Annotated in this window: 14 protein-coding genes and 2 tRNA genes; 13 read left to right on the forward strand and 3 right to left on the reverse strand. The window is 40.9% G+C overall.

The annotated features are described in order from the left end of the window. Positions 1–113: 113 nt before the first annotated feature. Both H8744_RS12495 and H8744_RS12500 read left to right on the forward strand, forming a co-directional pair. Positions 114–788 carry a MarC family protein gene (locus H8744_RS12495; protein WP_262435148.1) on the forward strand — a complete coding sequence of 225 codons (675 nt, stop codon included), beginning with the start codon at positions 114–116 and terminating at the stop codon, positions 786–788. Positions 789–885: 97 nt separating this feature from the next. Beyond that, positions 886–2,025, forward strand: coding sequence for an acyltransferase family protein (locus H8744_RS12500; protein WP_262435149.1), 1,140 nt, complete (start codon positions 886–888; stop codon positions 2,023–2,025). Positions 2,026–2,228: 203 nt separating this feature from the next. On the opposite strand, the gene H8744_RS12505 is transcribed toward H8744_RS12500, so the two are convergent. After that, positions 2,229–2,302 (reverse strand) — tRNA-Asp (locus H8744_RS12505). Positions 2,303–2,348: 46 nt separating this feature from the next. Then, a tRNA-Asp gene (locus H8744_RS12510) sits at positions 2,349–2,422 on the reverse strand. A gap of 368 nt (positions 2,423–2,790) precedes the next feature. Between H8744_RS12510 and purU the strand changes: the two genes are divergently transcribed. The 11 genes from purU to H8744_RS12565 all read left to right on the forward strand — a co-directional run bounded on the left by purU (position 2,791) and on the right by H8744_RS12565 (position 16,115). After that, positions 2,791–3,648 (forward strand): formyltetrahydrofolate deformylase, encoded by an 858-nt coding sequence (gene purU, locus H8744_RS12515; protein ID WP_262435150.1) that lies wholly within the window; start codon positions 2,791–2,793, stop codon positions 3,646–3,648. Positions 3,649–3,662: 14 nt separating this feature from the next. After that, positions 3,663–4,253 (forward strand): imidazole glycerol phosphate synthase subunit HisH, encoded by a 591-nt coding sequence (gene hisH, locus H8744_RS12520; RefSeq protein ID WP_262435151.1) that lies wholly within the window; start codon positions 3,663–3,665, stop codon positions 4,251–4,253. Between the two features lie 133 nt (positions 4,254–4,386). Beyond that, the gene (hisA, locus tag H8744_RS12525) at positions 4,387–5,106 is read left to right on the forward strand and encodes a 1-(5-phosphoribosyl)-5-[(5-phosphoribosylamino)methylideneamino]imidazole-4-carboxamide isomerase (RefSeq protein WP_262435152.1); all 720 of its coding nucleotides are present in this window, start codon (positions 4,387–4,389) and stop codon (positions 5,104–5,106) included. Positions 5,107–5,134: 28 nt separating this feature from the next. Further along, the gene (gene hisF / locus H8744_RS12530) at positions 5,135–5,890 is read left to right on the forward strand and encodes an imidazole glycerol phosphate synthase subunit HisF (protein ID WP_262435153.1); all 756 of its coding nucleotides are present in this window, start codon (positions 5,135–5,137) and stop codon (positions 5,888–5,890) included. A 32-nt stretch (positions 5,891–5,922) separates the two neighbouring features. Then, entirely contained in the window at positions 5,923–6,534 is a 612-nt protein-coding gene (hisIE, locus tag H8744_RS12535; RefSeq protein ID WP_262435154.1) for a bifunctional phosphoribosyl-AMP cyclohydrolase/phosphoribosyl-ATP diphosphatase HisIE, read from the forward strand. Continuing rightward, a complete protein-coding gene (locus H8744_RS12540; protein ID WP_262435155.1) occupies positions 6,519–7,211 on the forward strand; it encodes a cell division ATP-binding protein FtsE in 693 nt (230 codons plus the stop codon). The genes hisIE and H8744_RS12540 overlap by 16 nt, the downstream gene beginning before the upstream one ends. A 35-nt stretch (positions 7,212–7,246) precedes the next feature. Further along, entirely contained in the window at positions 7,247–8,566 is a 1,320-nt protein-coding gene (locus tag H8744_RS12545; protein ID WP_262435156.1) for an aspartate kinase, read from the forward strand. Positions 8,567–8,642: 76 nt separating this feature from the next. Then, the gene (gene lysA, locus H8744_RS12550) at positions 8,643–9,803 is read left to right on the forward strand and encodes a diaminopimelate decarboxylase (RefSeq protein WP_262435157.1); all 1,161 of its coding nucleotides are present in this window, start codon (positions 8,643–8,645) and stop codon (positions 9,801–9,803) included. 89 nt (positions 9,804–9,892) lie between these two features. After that, complete coding sequence (locus H8744_RS12555) at positions 9,893–10,372, forward strand: ferritin (RefSeq protein ID WP_262435158.1); 480 nt, start codon at positions 9,893–9,895, stop codon at positions 10,370–10,372. Between the two features lie 215 nt (positions 10,373–10,587). Next, the gene (locus tag H8744_RS12560) at positions 10,588–13,857 is read left to right on the forward strand and encodes a TonB-dependent receptor (protein WP_262435159.1); all 3,270 of its coding nucleotides are present in this window, start codon (positions 10,588–10,590) and stop codon (positions 13,855–13,857) included. An 8-nt stretch (positions 13,858–13,865) separates the two neighbouring features. Further along, complete coding sequence (locus H8744_RS12565; protein ID WP_262435160.1) at positions 13,866–16,115, forward strand: sensor histidine kinase; 2,250 nt, start codon at positions 13,866–13,868, stop codon at positions 16,113–16,115. Here H8744_RS12565 and H8744_RS12570 read toward each other — a convergent pair. Continuing rightward, complete coding sequence (locus H8744_RS12570) at positions 16,105–16,512, reverse strand: DUF2721 domain-containing protein (protein WP_262435161.1); 408 nt, start codon at positions 16,510–16,512, stop codon at positions 16,105–16,107. The genes H8744_RS12565 and H8744_RS12570 overlap by 11 nt on opposite strands. Between the last annotated feature and the right edge of the window lie 6 nt (positions 16,513–16,518).

The raw sequence follows: 16,518 nt of genomic DNA on the forward strand, positions 1-16,518 counted from the left end.
GGATGAATTGAGTTCAGTTGTATATGGAAATTTTGCATGGATTCGATTCAACTCAATAACTCTTGCGTTACGTTGTATATGAATATTATTGAAGTATTAAAAAAATATGAATCATGTCTTTGAGTAGTCTTTTAATTATATTTTCATCCTCATTTATGGCTTTGTTCCCAGTGATAAATCCTTTGGGGAACGGTTTCGTTGTGAATGGCTTTTTTATTGATTTGGATCCCCATCAACGAAAAACAGCTATTCAAAAATTGATTTTCAATTATGTTCTCATTGGTATAGGCACTTTGGTGATAGGTCATCTGTTTTTGTTGATCTTTGGACTGGCAATACCTGTCATCCAATTGGGGGGTGGGATGCTTATTTGTAAAACAGCAATGGAATTATTGGGTGATTCCGGTTCCTCTGATAATGAGGAAGCTGACAGGAAAATAGATAGTTCCAAATGGAAGAATATAGAACAGAAAATATTCTATCCTATCACATTTCCAATAAGCATCGGTCCCGGTAGTATTTCCGTTATCTTCACTTTGATGGCTTCGGCAAGTATTAAGGGGAAACTTCTGCAAACGGGAGTCAATTATGCGGTCATAGGGTTGGTCATTATCTGCATGGCTGCCATACTTTACATATTTCTTTCGCAGGGACAGAGGATTATACAGAAAATAGGTCCTGTAGGCAATCAGATTATTAATAAACTTGTAGCTTTTTTTACATTCTGCATAGGCATTCAGATCAGTGTGACAGGCATATCACAAATATTTCATTTGGATATATTGTAAGAGATTCTATCGATTCCGGTGTTAATTATAAAATATTTCCTATTTTTGCAACTCCCTTTTGAATTAATCGGAATATTAATATATTAATTTATTTTTAATGAAAACACAAACCCCCATTTCTGTTTTACCAAACACAAAACCACATTATGAGATTCTTGACGGACTGCGCGGAGTAGCAGCTATCATGGTGGTATGTTTCCACATATTCGAAGCATACGCAACCAGTCATTTAGATCAAAACATTAATCATGGATATTTGGCTGTTGACTTTTTCTTTATACTGTCGGGATTTGTTATAGGTTATGCTTATGATGATCGATGGAAAACAATGAAAATAAAAGACTTCATTAAGCGAAGAGTCATTCGTCTGCAGCCGATGGTAGTAATGGGAGCCATCATAGGAGCAATCATGTTCTATTTTCAAGGATGTCCCGTATGGGATGTGTCGAAAGTGACTATTCTTGCTTTATTTATTGCTACATTTATTAATGCGCTTTTGATTCCGGCAACTCCCGGAACCGAGATTCGGGGGTTGGGGGAGATGTATCCTTTGAATGGACCGAGTTGGTCTCTGTTCTTTGAATATATTGGGAATATTCTCTATGCCTTGTTTATTCATAGATTTTCTACCAAAGTGCTTGCATGGTTTGTTTTCCTTGCGGGATGCGGTTTGTCGGCATTTGCCATATGGGGACCGTATGGAGACATATGCGCTGGTTTTACGATGACCGGCATTGAGTTTATGGCAGGATCTCTAAGACTATTATTTTCCTTTTCTGCCGGATTACTCCTTTTCCGCCTTTTCAAACCAGTTAATATAAAAGGAGCTTTTTGGATATGTAGCTTGTCAATCGTAATCCTCTTGGCTGTACCGCGTTTGGGAGGAGCCGAACATTTATGGATGAACGGATTATATGATACGGTCTGTTTTGCTATGTTTTTCCCTTTACTTGTCTATCTTGGAGCTTCGGGAAAATGCACCGACAAGCATACGATTCGGATATGTAACTTTTTGGGTGAGATTTCTTATCCTTTGTATATGGTTCATTATCCTTTCATCTACCTATATTATGCTTGGGTAAAGAATGAAAAACTTACATTTATGCAATCATTTCCGGGTGCAGCAGGTGTTGTCATAGGAAGTATTATTCTGGCATATATCTGCTTGAAGTTCTATGATATTCCTGTTCGGAAGTATTTGGTGAAAAGGTTCTTAAAGCCTCAAAAGAATAGTTGATACTACCTTGCTGATATTTTTATGATGGAATGAATTGGCTTTAAAGTTGCCGGATACTAGAGATATAAAAAGCTCCCGTTTCATGTTCCAAGGAACATGAAACGGGAGCTTTTTTATGGGTATCAATATTCATGAGGTACAACAAAAAAACAGTTCTAAATTAGAATTTAGAACTGTTTTACTTATTTTCAATAATGTATTTGCGGTGCGCACGAGGCTCGAACTCGTGACCCCATGCGTGACAGGCATGTATTCTAACCAACTGAACTAGCGCACCAAATTTTATTTTGATTAAGCTTTTATTCTTTTCCTCTTTTAAGAAGCGGTGCGCACGAGGCTCGAACTCGTGACCCCATGCGTGACAGGCATGTATTCTAACCAACTGAACTAGCGCACCAGAATTTCATTTTCTTAATCAGCTTTCTCTCTCGATTGCGGGTGCAAAGGTAGTTGTTTTTGTGGAATCTGCAATAGTTTTGATATATTTTTTGCGAATAAAAAAGTGTGAATTATGCTTAGTTGTTCATACTGAGTAATTTCTATATGAAAAAAAATCAGGAGAAAGGAAAGTTGGAAAAGTGAAGAAGTAGGATGGGAGAGAAGGGGCGGAAGCTGTTTTATTCTTTCTATCTGTTATAATTTTAGCTTTTAAAATAAACTTTTTGCTCTAATTATTCGCTATTTTGCAATAATTCGCTATTTTTGCCTGCTAAAATCGCAGATGGTGAAACTATGCCGTTTGAATTTGTAAATTAGTAACATAAAATGATGACAACAGCCAAACTGTTATTGCACTGTCCTGACAAACCGGGAATTCTTGCCGAGGTGACTGACTTTATCACTGTAAACAAGGGAAATATTATCTATCTGGATCAGCATGTGGATCATGTGGAGGATATTTTCTTCATGCGTATCGAGTGGGAATTGGAAGGTTTTCTGATTCCTAAGGAAAAGATAGAAGATTATTTTGCAACACTATATGCACAGAAGTATGATATGCATTTCCGCCTCTATTTTTCGGACGTAAAGCCACGAATGGCTATTTTTGTGTCGAAAATGTCGCATTGCCTCTTTGATATGCTGGCTCGCTATACGGCAGGAGAATGGAATGTGGAAATACCGCTTATAGTCAGTAACCATCCTGATCTGCAACATGTAGCCGAACGATTTGGCATTCCATTTTATCTTTTCCCTATTACAAAAGAAACAAAGGAGGAACAGGAACGGTTGGAAATGGAACTACTTGCCAAGCATAAGATCACTTTTATAGTATTGGCCCGTTACATGCAGGTGATTTCAGAACAGATGATTCAGGCTTATCCGAATAAAATCATCAATATCCATCACTCTTTTTTACCCGCTTTTGTAGGGGCAAAACCCTATCATGCGGCTTTTGAACGTGGGGTGAAGATCATCGGTGCTACCAGTCATTATGTGACTACGGAATTGGATGCCGGACCTATTATCGAGCAGGATGTGGTGCGTATCACACATAAAGATTCTATCCAGGATTTGGTAAATAAGGGGAAGGACTTGGAGAAGATTGTGCTGTCGCGTGCCGTACAAAAGCATATTGAACGGAAAGTGTTGGCATATAAGAATAAAACGGTAATATTTAGTTAATTAGAATCATAACATTGAAAGTAGCAGTTATCAAATACAATGCCGGTAATATCCGTTCCGTGGACTACGCGCTGAAACGCTTGGGAGTGGAAGCCGTGATCACGGATGACAAGGAAATATTGAAATCGGCTGATAAGGTTATATTTCCCGGAGTGGGTGAGGCTGAGACGACGATGCAGCATCTGAAAAGTAATGGGATGGATTTGTTTATCAAGAATCTTCGTCAGCCGGTATTAGGCATCTGTTTGGGAATGCAACTGATGTGTCGTTATTCGGAAGAAGGAGGGGTAGACTGTCTGAGTATCTTCGATACGGCTGTGAAACGTTTTGTCCCACGACAACAGGAAGATAAAGTGCCGCACATGGGGTGGAATACGATTGGAAATGTGAAAAGTGATCTTTTTAAAGGGTGCTTAGCCGAAGAGTTCGTTTATTTTGTGCATAGTTTCTATGTGCCTGTATGCGAATTTACTATTGCAGAGACAGCTTATATCCATCCTTTTAGTGCTGCGTTGCATAAAGATAATTTTTATGCTACCCAGTTCCATCCGGAAAAGAGTGGGAGTACCGGGGAAAGGATTTTAAAGAACTTTCTGGAATTGTAATAGATCGTATTCCGGACGGGGATTAAATTGAGGAAAATTCAGTATAACTGTTTGTTCTATATAAATTCTGATACGAAAGAAACAGAATCGTTATGTAAAGGAACAGTCAGCTGACAAAATAAAAATATTGCAAATGATAGAACTTATTCCGGCTATAGACATTATTGATGGAAAGTGTGTCAGGCTTTCACAAGGAGATTATGACAGTAAAAAAGTATATAATGAGAATCCTGTGGAAGTGGCCAAAGAATTTGAAGCCAACGGGATTCGCCGTCTGCATGTAGTCGACCTTGATGGGGCTGCTTCACACCATGTGGTGAATTATCGTACTTTGGAACAGATCGCATCACGTACTTCCCTACTTATTGATTTCGGTGGAGGAGTAAAAAGCGATGAAGACCTGCTGATTGCTTTTGAGAGTGGAGCGCAGATGGTGACCGGGGGAAGCATTGCCGTGAAAAATCCCGATTTATTCACCCGTTGGTTGGATCGTTACGGGAGTCAAAAGATTATTCTCGGTGCCGATGTGAAGGATCATAAAATTGCGGTCAACGGTTGGAAAGATGAAAGTGCGTGCGAACTTTCTCCTTTCTTGAAAGAATATATTGCCAAGGGAGTTGAGAAGGTGATTTGTACGGATATTAGCTGTGATGGTATGTTGAAAGGGCCGTCTGTTGAATTGTATAAGGAGATTCTTGAACAATACCCTACTCTTTATTTGATAGCAAGCGGTGGAGTGAGCAGTGTGAATGATATCGAAGCTTTACACGAGGCAGGTGTACCTGCTGTGATTTTTGGCAAAGCTCTTTATGAAGGTCATATCACTCTGAAAGATCTTCGGACGTTTTTATAGGATTTTTAATTGTAAACTCTAGTGCATTGTGTTAGCAAAAAGAATTATACCCTGTCTTGACATAAAAGACGGACAAACCGTGAAAGGTATGAATTTCGTGAACCTACGCCACGCTGGAGATCCGGTCGAACTGGGACGAACATACAGCGAGCAAGGGGCAGATGAGTTGACCTTTCTCGATATCACTGCCAGCCATGAAGGCCGGAAGACTTTTACGGAATTGGTCAGGCGCATTGCTGTCAATATCAGCATTCCTTTTACGGTCGGAGGTGGAATCAATGAACTGTCCGATGTGGATCGTCTCTTGAATGCCGGAGCGGATAAGATTTCCATTAATTCCGCTGCCATCCGCAATCCCCGGCTGATAGACGATATTGCCAAGCATTTCGGTTCGCAGGTCTGTGTGCTGGCTGTAGATGCCAGACAAACGGAGAAAGGTTGGAAATGTTATCTGAACGGGGGACGTATCGAGACCGATAAAGAACTGCTGGCATGGGCTAAAGAGGCCCAGGAGCGTGGAGCGGGAGAGATACTTTTTACCAGTATGAACCACGACGGGGTAAAAGCCGGGTTTGCCAATGAAGCACTTGCGGAATTGTCCGGTCAATTATCTATACCTATCATTGCGTCCGGTGGAGCGGGTACGATGGAGCATTTCCGGGATGCTTTTACTTCAGGCAAAGCGGATGCGGCACTGGCAGCCAGCGTTTTTCATTTCGGAGAAATTAAAATTCCCGATTTAAAATCGTATCTTTGCGCCCAAGGAATAACGGTGAGAATCTGATTGAGGAATAAAAATAGAAAAATAGTATATAAATGGAATTGGATTTCAGAAAAATGAACGGGCTTGTTCCCGCCATCATACAAGATAACGACACCCGTAAAGTGTTGATGCTTGGTTTTATGAATAAGGAAGCATATGAAAAGACCGTGGAAACCGGGAAAGTGACTTTTTTCAGCCGTACAAAGAACCGTCTTTGGACAAAAGGAGAGGAGAGTGGAAATTTTCTTCATGTAGTTTCTGTCAAGGCGGATTGTGACAATGATACGTTATTGATCCAGGTGAATCCTGCCGGTCCGGTTTGCCATACCGGTACGGATACTTGCTGGGGGGAAAAGAACGAAGAACCGGTCATGTTTCTTAAATTGCTTCAGGACTTTATAGACAAACGTCATCAGGACATGCCCGAAAAATCTTATACCACCAGCCTGTTCGAGTCCGGTATTAACAAGATTGCCCAGAAAGTCGGTGAAGAAGCTGTAGAAACAGTTATTGAAGCGACCAACGGTACGGACGAACGTCTGATTTATGAAGGATCCGATTTGTTATATCATCTCATTGTGCTGTTGACATCAAAAGGATATCGCATTGAAGATCTGGCACGTGAATTGCAGATAAGACATAGTGACTCATGGACGAAGCACTGATTAAATATAATAAAGTAGAGATTCATCAGCAAGACCTCTGTGTGTTGAGTGATGTTACGTTGGAATTGCAAAAGGGAGAATTTGTCTATCTGATAGGGAAAGTGGGTTCCGGCAAAACGAGCCTTTTGAAAACCTTCTATGGCGAACTTGATGTGGTGGATGGCGAAGCTGAAGTGTTAGGGTATAATATGCGAACGATCAAACGCAAGTATATCCCGCAATTAAGACGGAAGCTCGGCATTGTTTTCCAGGATTTCCAGTTGCTGACCGACCGAACGGTATACAACAATCTCGAGTTCGTTCTCCGGGCTACCGGCTGGAAGAATAAGCAAGAGATCAAAGACCGGATTGAAGAGGTGCTTCAATTGGTGGGCATGAGCAACAAAGGATATAAACTACCCAATGAACTTTCGGGAGGTGAACAGCAACGCATCGTCATAGCACGTGCCGTACTCAATTCTCCTGCTATTATTCTGGCAGACGAGCCGACAGGCAATCTCGATGTGGAAACCGGAAGGGCTATCGTGGAACTCTTGCACGGGATTTGTGAATCAGGTTCGTCTGTGGTGATGACCACACATAACCTGCACATCCTGAATCAATTTCCCGGTCGTGTTTACCGTTGTGCCGAGCATCATATTACAGATGTGACCCATGAATTTTCAAAAGATAAATAATTAATATACATACTAATTTTAACACAGTAACGAAAATGAAAGTTTTAAAGTTTGGAGGAACTTCCGTAGGGTCTGCAAAGCGGATGAAGGAAGTAGCCAAATTGATTACCGATGGTGAAAGAAAGATTGTTGTCCTTTCGGCTATGGCAGGTACGACAAATACATTGGTAGAGATTTCCGACTATCTGTACAAGAAGAATCCGGAAGGTGCCAACGAGATTATCAATCAGCTGGAATCAAAATATAAACAGCATGTTGACGAGCTTTACGCCACTCCGGAATATAAACAGAAAGGTCTGGAAGTTGTCAAATCTCATTTCGACTACATTCGTTCGTATACGAAAGATCTCTTTACCTTGTTTGAGGAGAAAGTGGTGCTGGCACAGGGTGAACTGATTTCTACCGCTATGGTAAATTTCTACCTCCAGGAGTGTGGAGTGAAGTCCGTATTGCTTCCGGCTTTAGAATACATGCGTACTGATAAAAATGCAGAACCCGATCCTATCTATATTAAGGAGAAATTGCTTGCACAGTTAGAGCTTTATCCGGATGCCGAAATCTATATTACACAAGGCTTTATCTGCCGGAATGCTTATGGTGAGATTGACAATCTCCAACGTGGAGGCAGCGACTATACAGCATCCTTGATCGGTGCTGCCGTCAATGCTTCTGAAATCCAGATATGGACGGATATTGATGGTATGCATAACAATGACCCGCGTATTGTGGACAAAACAGCTCCGGTGCGGCAGTTGCAATTCGAGGAAGCTGCCGAGCTGGCCTATTTCGGTGCTAAAATCCTGCATCCTACTTGCATCCAGCCTGCCAAATATGCAAATATTCCTGTTCGTCTGTTGAATACGATGGATCCGGAAGCTCCGGGAACTCTTATTTCAAATGATTCGGAGAAGGGCAAGATCAAAGCTGTGGCTGCTAAAGAAAACATCACTGCCATAAAGATCAAATCCAGCCGTATGTTGTTGGCGCACGGCTTCTTGCGTAAGGTATTCGAGATATTCGAAAGTTACCAGACATCCATCGATATGATTTGTACATCTGAAGTGGGCGTATCGGTTTCTATCGATAACACTAAACATTTGAACGAAATCCTGGATGACCTTAAGAAGTACGGTACGGTCACTGTTGATAAGAATATGTGTATTATCTGTGTGGTCGGTGACCTGGAATGGGAGAATATCGGATTTGAAGCAAAAGCACTCGATGCTATGCGTGAAATCCCGGTACGTATGATTTCATTCGGCGGTAGCAATTACAACATTTCTTTCCTTATTCGCGAGTGCGACAAGAAAGCAGCGTTGCAATCACTGAGTGATATGTTATTCAATGGAAAGTAAGAAATTACCATCAAAACATTTGGAGCGCTTTTACCAGGAGTGAAATTTAAACAGACTTTTAAACATAGCATAGTTTATGAAAGGAATATTCCCTATTGATAAGTTCCGTGAGTTGCGGACTCCTTTTTATTATTACGATATCAAGGTGCTTCGGGACACGCTGGCTGTCATCAATAAAGAAGTAGCCCGGTATGGACGTTTTGACGTGCATTATGCTGTGAAGGCAAATGCTAATCCGAAGGTTCTTTCAATTATTCGTGAAGGCGGATTGGGAGCCGATTGTGTGAGTGGCGGTGAGATACGTGCAGCCATTAAAGCAGGTTTTCTTGCTCAAAAGATTGTTTTTGCCGGAGTGGGTAAAGCAGATTGGGAGATTGAATTAGGGCTTGATTATGATATTTTCTGTTTCAATGTCGAGTCAGTTCCCGAACTTGAAATAATAAATGAGTTGGCTGCCTCCAAAGGTAAAGTGGCGAATGTGGCATTTCGTATCAATCCCGATGTGGGAGCGCATACACATGCCAAGATTACTACCGGATTGTCTGAAAACAAGTTTGGTATCAGTATGGAAGACATGGACGGGGTGATCGATGCAGCCAAGGAAATGAATCATGTAAATTTTATTGGCTTGCATTTCCATATCGGCTCGCAGATACTCGATATGGGTGATTTTATAGCCCTTTGCAACCGTGTCAATGAATTGCAGGACAAATTGGAAGCCCGCCAGATTTTTGTGAAACATATCAATGTCGGTGGTGGTTTGGGAATTGACTATCAACACCCGAACCGTCAGGCGATCCCGGATTTTAAAGCCTATTTTGCTACTTTTGCAGGACAATTGAAGCTCCGGCCTTATCAGACTTTACATTTTGAACTGGGACGTTCCGTTGTCGGACAATGTGGAACGCTTATATCTAAAGTTCTCTATGTAAAGCAAGGAACCAATAAGAAGTTTGCTATTCTCGATGCCGGAATGACAGATCTGCTCCGTCCGGCCCTCTATCAGGCTTACCATAAGATGGAGAACATAACTTCTGAAGAGCCTGTACAAGCATATGACGTCGTAGGTCCGATTTGTGAATCTTCTGACGTGTTCGGTAAGGCGATCGATTTGAATAAAGTTCACCGTGGAGACTTGATAGCGCTTCGTTCGGCAGGTGCTTATGGAGAGATTATGGCTTCCGGCTATAATTGCCGTGAATTACCGAAGGGGTATACATCGGAAGAGTTGATATAATTAAGTTTAAAGAGATATTCATGATCGAACAACTGGAACTTATTTTTGTTATTAGTTTAATTATCTCAATATAATAAATACAAACGATTATGATTTCAGAGAAATTACAGAATGCAATTAATGAACAGATTATAGCAGAAATGTGGTCTGCTAATTTGTACTTGTCCATGTCCTTTCATTTTGCTAAAGAGGGATTTAGCGGATTTGCCCATTGGATGAAGAAACAGTCTCAGGAAGAGCTGGAACACGCCTATACGATGGCGGATTATATTATCAAACGTAATGGAACTGCTAAAATAGATAAGATCGACGTAGTTCCAACCGGTTGGGGTACTCCATTGGAAGTATTCGAACATGTGTATGAACATGAACGTCATATATCCAAATTGATTGACAATCTGGTCGATTTGGCACATGCGGAAAAAGATAAAGCGACTCAAGATTTCCTTTGGGGATTTGTTCGTGAGCAGGTGGAAGAAGAAGCTACTGCTTTGGAGGTGGTTGATAGAATCAAGAAAGCCGGTGAAGCTGGAATATTCTTCCTCGATTCGCAATTGGGCCAGCGTTGATAACTTGGTGATATTATTATCCAAAATACAAAAAAATCCCGGATGTTTACATCTGGGATTTTTTTTATGTTATTTGCCACAAAAAAGGCCTTTGGTAATATTATATTTTTTATTTTTGTGGAGTCTAAATAAGCAAACAGGCAAACATCATATGCTGAATATGAAAAGCAAAACCTCTCTGAGGAGGTTCATTTATTAAACAATATAAATAAGACATGAGCAAATTCTTAGTTAACCTTTGTCTCTTATTGTCATGTTGCACTTTTGCCATGTCACAGGTGACGACGTCCGCTATAAGTGGTTTGGTACTTGATGAAAATGAAGAGCCTTTATCCGGTGCTACAATAACTGCCATACATGAAACATCCGGAACACACTATGGGACGATAACCAATACTCATGGAAATTATTATTTACAGGGACTGCGGACTGGCGGTCCATATCGCATTGAAATATCTTATGTAGGGTACGGTAGTGCCGCTATAGCTGATGTCTATTTACAGCTTGCTGAGACATATTCCTGTAATGTTACGCTACAACCATCTGTCGAGTTGGATGAAGTGGTTATAGTAGCTGTTCGGACGAGATATGCCAGTGAAAAAACGGGTGCATCTACGCACATTACATCCGATGATATGCTGACGCTTCCGAATATAAACAGAAGTTTCAGTGATATCACAAAGTTATCTCCCTATGCGAATGGAAATGGTTTCGGAGGTCGTGACCAACGGATGAATAATTACAGCATTGATGGAGCTAATTTTAATTATAGTATGGGATTGGATGGTGCTGTTTTGCCTGGGGGTGGAAATCCTGTTTCGTTAGACGCATTGGAGGAGGTACAAGTAAGTATAGCACCTTATGATGTCCGGCAGACCAATTTCATCGGTGCATCAGTCAACGCTGTCACAAAGAGTGGAACCAACCAACTTCGGGGTTCGGCATATATTTATGTTAAAAACGAACATTTGAGAGGAAACCGGGTAAATGGCGAAGACCTTGGTGAAAGAGCCGAAGAAAAAAGAAATATATACGGATTTACTTTGGGTGGCCCGATTCTGAAAAATAAACTTTTCTTTTTTGTCAATGGCGAATATGAAAACCAGCCGGCACCTATCCATAAATGGAAACTTTCGACAGATGGAAATGAAGATGTCGAAAATCGGGTGTCACGTGTGACGGATGCGGATATGCGTTGTTTCTCACAAGATCTGAAAGGGATGTATGGGTATGATACAGGTTCTTGGACTGACTTCAGCGGGGGGATGAACATTTATCGTGCCATGGCACGTGTCGATTGGAATATTTCGGATAGGAACAGATTGATGTTTCGCTACAATTATACTTCACAACAGAAAGATAACAATGTAGTAGGTGCGGCATTGGATGTAAACGGAAGTCCTGTGGGGCGTTATTCCATGGCTTTTCGTAATTCAACGTGGAAGCAGTCCAATAATGTCAGTTCATTGACTATGGAATTAAATAGTCATTTGGGACATTCGATGAATAATAAGTTGCTAGTGAGTTATACCTTTAACGATGGTAACAAACGGGAGTGTAAAGGAGATTTTCCCACGGTAGATATAATGAAACCGGATGAGCAGGGTATAGATCGTCCATTTATGAATGCGGGTTATGATCAACATGCGTGGGGAAACGGGATTAAAGAGCGGGTATGGAGCGTTTCAGATCATTTTTCAGCGCAGGCAGGCAATCATCAATTGACGGGTGGTATTAGTTTCGAATCACAGTATGTCTCTAATTGCTACATGCGTTATGGTGCTGGCTATTACCGTTATGCCAGTTGTGATGATTTTGTCAATCGGGCTGCACCCACTGCTTTTGCATTGACATACTCACTTACCGGAGAAGATCGGGCACTTTCGGAGGTGCATTATGAGCAGTTTTCTTTGTATGTACAGGATGATTATAACGTGAATTCTCGCCTGAAATTGGTTTATGGAGTGCGTATGGATATTCCTTTTTATGTGAATAAACGGTATGAAAATCCATCCATAACAGGTTATAATTTTAACGGTGTTCAATTGAGTACGGCATATTGGCCGAAGGCAACCCCATTGATTTCACCTCGCATCGGGATTAATTACGATTTGCTGGGTAATAATCGCTTGAAGCTTCGGGGAGGTACAGGTATCTTTACCGGACGTTTTCCTTTGATATTCTTGTCGAAAATGCAAGAAGGGAGTGGTATGTTGCAAACCAGCGTTTCGACTACAAAACTTGGAGATCCTCTACTTGCTGCGTTAGCGGGGGGGATTCGTACTCCACAACAAATTCTTCAGGAAATCGCGCCTCGTTTTCCGGATCGTTTTCTCACGGAACCGGGAGCTGTAAACAGTATTATTACAATTGACCGTAAGTTCAAAATGCCTCAAGTTTGGAAAACTTCATTAGCACTGGACTGGCAGTTGCCTTTACCTTTCAAAGCGGACATGACCTTTGAAGGGATTTATATCAAAGATATCAATGCAATTTTGCAAAAAAACATGAATGTTATAGGTCGTGATGATCCGAAGATGTCTGTTTTTTCCGGTAACGATAATAGGGCTCTTTATCCCGGGAAAACAGAAAAGTATATCTATCAGGAGATTACGGATGCCATGTTGATGACCAATACAGGAAAAGGTTATAGTTATACTTTGAATGCCGTACTGAATATGATGCCTGTAAAAGATTTGAATCTTATGGCATCATACACTTACACCCGTTCGCGTTCACTTTCGAATAATTCGAGTAATCAGATTGATGGTGCATGGCGACAGGAACCTTCTGTACAAGGTGCCAATTATCTGACTTTGCATAATTCAAAGTATGTCCAATCCCCTCATCGGATGATAGCGGAAGTTTCTTACGCTGTCAGGTATGCCCGTAATTATGCAACGATGATTTCACTTTTCTATTCGGGACAGCGATACGACTCATATTCCTATTTATATGGTAATGATATGAATAGAGACGGATACGTTTATGATTTGCTATATATTCCTGTTGATCGAACGGAGCTTAATTTTCAGGATTTAAAAGTAGGTGATCGGACGTTTACTGCGTCCGAGCAGCAAGATGCTTTTTGGGCTTTTATTGATCAGGATACTTATTTGAAAGAACATAAAGGAGAATATGCCGAGACAAATGGTGCTTTTTTGCCTTGGGTGAACCGCTTTGATCTTCGCCTGGCTCAGGATTTTCGTGTCAAGGTTGGGAAGACGATGAATACATTGCAGTTTACTGTGGATATGATGAATATTGGAAATCTGTTGAACAGTTCTTGGGGAGTCACGAAGAGTGTACGTACTAATAAACTGTTGAATTTCAGAGGAATGAGTGATGCGAATGAACCGGTTTATACGATGGTGACACAAATGGATAACGGTGTGCCGACTTTGCCTGCGGAGACCTTTATACCTAATCGTATTTCGGATAACTGCTGGCAAATACAGTTTGGCTTACGTTATATTTTCAATTGATGAAGTCTATGAATAAAATATATTTAAACCTCATATATCTGATGACACTCCAACTATTGGTGTTAATCAATTCCGGGTGTACAGAGAAAGAAGAACATCGGGTATTGGTAATCCATTCTTACGAATATAGTTATGCGGCATATCCTGATTTTAATATTCTGATAAAAAAAGCATTCAAGGATAAAGGGATTGAAGCGGATATACGGACAGTCTATCTTGATTGTGAAAGTCATCAGGAACAGGAAGAACTGGACAGAATGAGAATGTTGCTTGATTCTTTAGGGGATTGGAAACCCGAAATTATTTTAGTTAATGAAGATCAGGCTACTTACTCTTTGCTAAAATGCGGGCATCCGTTACCAAAACAAATCCCGGTGGTTTTTGCCGGTGTGAATTATCCGAATTGGGAACTGATCAAGCAATACCCCAATGTGACGGGTTTTCATGATAAAATAGATTACAATAAAACGTTGGATGTCGGGCTGGAATTGCTTGGAAAGAATATAATGCTTTTCACTATACTTGATTATACATATCTTGATCAGGCCATACGTGCCGATATGAAAGAGCAATTCAGAGGTCGGAAAGTAGTTGGATTAGCTCATCTTGAGTTTAAACGTCAGAAAAGGGATTCGATGAGAAAAGAGGGATATGTTTACTTTGAATCTATTCGGGCACGTGTAGTAGATGCTTCTCCCGGTGGTTTCATCTGGCTGCTTAGCAAATATGTTGAAAACAGGTGTTATGTACAACTGAAGCGGGATTTTACGACTGTAAATATTGGTAATATATGTGCCAGCCCCAGTATAACTGCGATAAATGAAGCATTTGGGTACGGAGAGAAATTATTGGGGGGATATATTACTCCATTAAATGTGCAAATAAGTGAAGAAGTAGGGGAAGCGGTAGGTATTTTGCATGGTACTTCACCGGGAGCAATACCCGTTCGGGAAAGTAAAAAGGTTTATCAAATAGATTGGAATGTAATGCAACAATTGCATATTTCAAAAAAAGCTATTCCGGCAAAGTATGAAATTATAAACATGCCATTTAAAGAACGGTATAATGGATTATGGATGACGTTGATTGTATTCATTGTCGTTTTGTTGGGAAGTATAATCAGCGCACTGGCATTTCTTTATTGGCGTGAACAAAAGCGGAAGAAGATGGCTCTTTATGCTTTGGAGGATGAAAAAGAGACACTAGCCTTGTCGATCGAAGGTGGAAATACTTTTGCATGGAAATTACAGGATGACCTCATTGTTCTCGAAAATGCTTATTGGAAATGGTTAGGTAAAAAAACGCGCAAAGTCGATATCGATGAATTGAGAAATTATATTCATCCTGACCATCAAGAGTTATTCAAAATAAACAAGAAAAATCTGGCGTTGGCAAAAAAGAAGATTGTGCGGCTCAAATGCGATTTTAATGGTCAGGGATATCAATGGTGGGAATTTCGATATACCACGACGCAGTTAGCTAACGGACAACTTAAGACGGCCGGTCTTTTGTTGAATATACAAGAGATCAAAGACCGGGAACAGGAGTTGGAAGATGCACGCCGATTAGCAGAGAAGGCGGAATTGAAGCAATCGTTTCTTGCAAACATGAGCCATGAAATACGTACTCCTCTTAATGCTATTGTCGGCTTCTCAAACATACTGGCAATGGAAGATGAGTTGGATGAAGCCGATAAAACGGAATACATAGATACGATCAATCGAAATAGCGAATTGCTATTGAAACTGATTAATGATATCCTCGAATTGTCACGTATGGAATCTGGAAATATGACGTTTCAGATGGAGAAGTGTAATGTAGCCGGACTGGTCGATAAAGTTTATATGACCCATAAAGTGCTGATTCCTTCGTATCTGGAATTTATTGAAGAGAGGGATGACACTCCTATGGAAATAGAAGTGGATAATGACCGGTTGACCCAGGTATTGACTAATTTCCTGAATAATGCTTCTAAATTTACAAAGGAAGGATATATCAAATTGGGATATTGTTTTGTTCCTGAGGAAAATCAGGTACGTATCTATGTGGAGGATTCCGGTATCGGAATTCCCAAGGAAGAACAACACATTATCTTTAGCCGCTTTTACAAGCAAAATGAGTTTGCTCAGGGGACAGGATTGGGGCTCTCCATTTGTCAAGTCATCGTTGAGAAATCTCACGGGAGCATTGAGCTATGGTCGGAACTTGGCAAGGGGAGCCGTTTTACGGTAGTTTTACCTTGTCACGTCATTTCTTGAATTTTCCTTTTTCCATGATGCTCAGGTAGATTTCCAACGAACGGGTGGATATTTGAATTTCCCGGAATGAAACTCCCAAAGAGCCGATCAGAAGAAGTAATGCCAGACCGAAAATATAGGCAGAGAGCAATTGCAGTCCGATATAAATAAGAAACATACTTACCACGCAGAAAAAAAGACTTGCTATACCGAGCCCCTGCATCGTCCGGGTTAAATTAAGGCGCTTGCGGAGATTTTCAATTTGGGCGACAGTGATATCCGTAGGATCTTCCATGTAACGGTCGCGCAATTGGCGAACCAGTTGTGCATACGATAGAAATCGGTTTGTATATGCCAGTAAGATTAGTGATACTGCCGAAAAGAGTAGGGCGGGTGTCGTGAGTGTAAGTTCTTCCATTGTTAT

Source organism: Jilunia laotingensis (assembly GCF_014385165.1).
In the GTDB taxonomy this organism is placed as follows: domain Bacteria; phylum Bacteroidota; class Bacteroidia; order Bacteroidales; family Bacteroidaceae; genus Bacteroides; species Bacteroides laotingensis.